Origin of the sequence: Halanaerobium congolense (assembly GCF_004366375.1) — a bacterium.
In the GTDB taxonomy this organism is placed as follows: Bacteria; Bacillota; Halanaerobiia; order Halanaerobiales; family Halanaerobiaceae; genus Halanaerobium; species Halanaerobium congolense.
Map to the genome: position 1 here is coordinate 1 of NZ_SOEF01000076.1, position 2,488 is coordinate 2,488.

Sequence of the window (2,488 nt, forward strand, 5' to 3'; positions counted from 1 at the left end):
TGCTTTTGTCAAGCGAAAAATGTACCACCCTACCAATCGAATTGTGTACCACCTAGTTTAAAAAAGAGAAGGAGAAGAAAATACTCCTTCTGTAGTTAAAATTACTGGGCTTTCTTTGTTTTCTTTTGCTGATCTAAGAGTCGATGACTGGATCCATTAAATAACATTATCTTGCTGTTGTGAATCAGTCTATCAATAATTGCAGCAGTCATCCTTTCATCATGAAACACTTTAGCCCATTCAGCAAATTCAAGATTGCTGGTTAAAAATATAGAGCCTTTTTCATATCGTTCTGAAAAGATTTGGAACATTAATTGTGTCGCCTGATTTGATAATTCAACAAAGCCCAATTCATCAATTAATAATAAATCCAGTTTGTTGATCTTCTTTAAGAATTTAAGCAGCTGCTGTTCTTCCTGCATTTCAATTAGTTGATTACACAAACCAGCTGCTGTGAAGAATCCAACTGTTTTACCCTGTCTGCAGGCCTCAATACCTATTGAAATGAGCAAGTGGGACTTCCCAGTACCTGGTGATCCTAAAAATAAAACATTGGTGTTCTGATCAATAAATTTGCAGCTAAATAATTCTATAACTTCAGTTTTCGATAAAAAAGGAGCTTCAGAAAAATTAAACTGTTCGATTGTTTTTAAATTAGGAAATTTAGCCTGTTTAAAAAGTCTATTAAATCTGTTGTTTTCCCGCATGATAACTTCATATTCAACAAGGTTACTAAAAAATTGCTCATGGTTCCAGCTGTTATCTCTTGCTTCTCTTAGAATATCATCATAGCATTCTACAATACCTGGCAGGCGGCAGAATTTAAGCTGTTCTCTTAATTTATCATCCATTTATCTCACCACCTTTTACCAGTAAAGAATCGTACTCGCTTAAGGGAAGATGAGTAGTGTGGATATGGTCAATATTAAGTTTTTTCAAAATATCATCTGCTAAATACTGTGTACCACTGGTACACTGAGTTTGGTAACGAAGTACACTTAATACATCCTGATAGCTGTATCTGTTTTTCTGATCAAGTTCTTTTAAAATTCTGGCGATGGTTGGAACTGAATATTCTTCTGTTAGTCTCAGAATATCAATGAATTCTCTGGTCCCTTTAGATTTTGATCCTAAATGAGCCTGAATTAATCTATGATATTCAGTATATATTTCTGGTAGTTTCCAGTCCTGGATCACTTTTGCCTGATCATAGCCTCTAGCTTTTTTCCAGAGTAAGCTCAGGAAATGATAGGGGTTAAGAATTTCTTTGTTTTTACCAAAGAGCCTATCATGTACGGCAACCACTTTATCATTATAGACCAGTCTGATTTCAAATGGATATAGTCTAGCCTGTAGTCTTTTGCCAACATATTCAGTCGGTACAGAATAGCGGTTGGTATCTATATGAACCAGCTGATAGCTGCTAACTTTAACATCTTTAAGACGGGCATATTCATAAATTTCTGTTAGAGGAAGAAAATCTTCTGCTAACAATCTTTTCTCCCAGGTTTCACCGAGATGTTTTCTGGTTCTAAGTCTATGCAGACATTTTTTAAGCAGCATCTGATTTGTATCTTCAAAACTGATAAATTCTGGTCTAGGTAAAAAGTAATTATTCTGGACATATTTGACTAAATTCTCAACTAAGCCCTTTTCGTTACCTTTGCCAGGTCCACAAAACTCTGCTTCAAAAGAGTAAAATGATTGTATTTTAAGGAATTCCTGCTGCAGTATACGATCCTGTTCTTTAAGAACTGTTTTTACTGCTGGTTTAAGATTATCAAAAATAATCTTTTTGGGAATACCACCAAAAAATTTAAAGGCTGAACTAAGTCCATCAAAAAAGAATTCTGTCTGTTCTCTCGGATAGGCTTTAACAAATTCTCCTTTGCCAGAGCATAATTTAGCACAGAAGGCATGTTTTTTGACGGGTACTCCATTTCGTTTAGAGTACACTTCACCAAAATCAACCTGTAAGGACCCACTAATTGGAACCAGTTTCAGATAGGCTTCCTGCTGGTGTATATGGAGTTCTTCTTCCTCCTTTCTGCATTGATAGGTAAAGGAAGAATAAGTACCTGAATAGCCTTCCTCACAGATTAATTCATACATTCTGAGTTTAGTTAATTTTTGTCCCTTGGGAGCTTCATGATTTTCTTTAACCATTATGTTTATTCGTTTTTTGAAATCACCATTTACTGGCTGAGGTCTGTCTGTACTTAGCCTGTACTTTTGCTCTGGGTTTGCAATAGCTCTAGTTACAGTATCGCGATGTATCCCAAGTTCGCTTGCAATAGCTCTCTTACTTTTCTTTTGATTAAAAAATAAAAACCTAATATAATTATATTGTGCCATCTCTTTCACCTTTCTTACCTCCTGTTTATAATGATTATTGGATAAATCAATTATACAGGAGATGGTGTTGAGATGGTACACTTTTCGATTAGCAGAACATTATTTTTGGTACACTTTTAGTTTAGCATATGCA

General features: G+C 35.0%; 2 protein-coding genes. Both read right to left on the reverse strand.

The genetic code is table 11. From position 1 onward, the window contains the following. Positions 1–101: 101 nt before the first annotated feature. On the reverse strand, positions 102–851 hold the full coding sequence (gene istB, locus C7954_RS13435) for an IS21-like element helper ATPase IstB (protein WP_134060308.1): 750 nt from the start codon (positions 849–851) through the stop codon (positions 102–104). Beyond that, positions 844–2,355, reverse strand: a complete 1,512-nt coding sequence (gene istA, locus C7954_RS13440; protein WP_234971245.1) for an IS21 family transposase — start codon at positions 2,353–2,355, stop codon at positions 844–846. Before istA ends, istB begins: the two co-directional genes overlap by 8 nt. Positions 2,356–2,488: the final 133 nt, after the last annotated feature.

What these genes read in the sequence shown, in the direction of transcription:
- istB (WP_134060308.1), bottom strand. Translation starts at nt 851, where the DNA reads ATGGATGATAAATTAAGAGAACAGCTTAAATTCTGCCGCCTGCCAGGT.
- istA (WP_234971245.1), bottom strand. Translation starts at nt 2,355, where the DNA reads ATGGCACAATATAATTATATTAGGTTTTTATTTTTTAATCAAAAGAAA.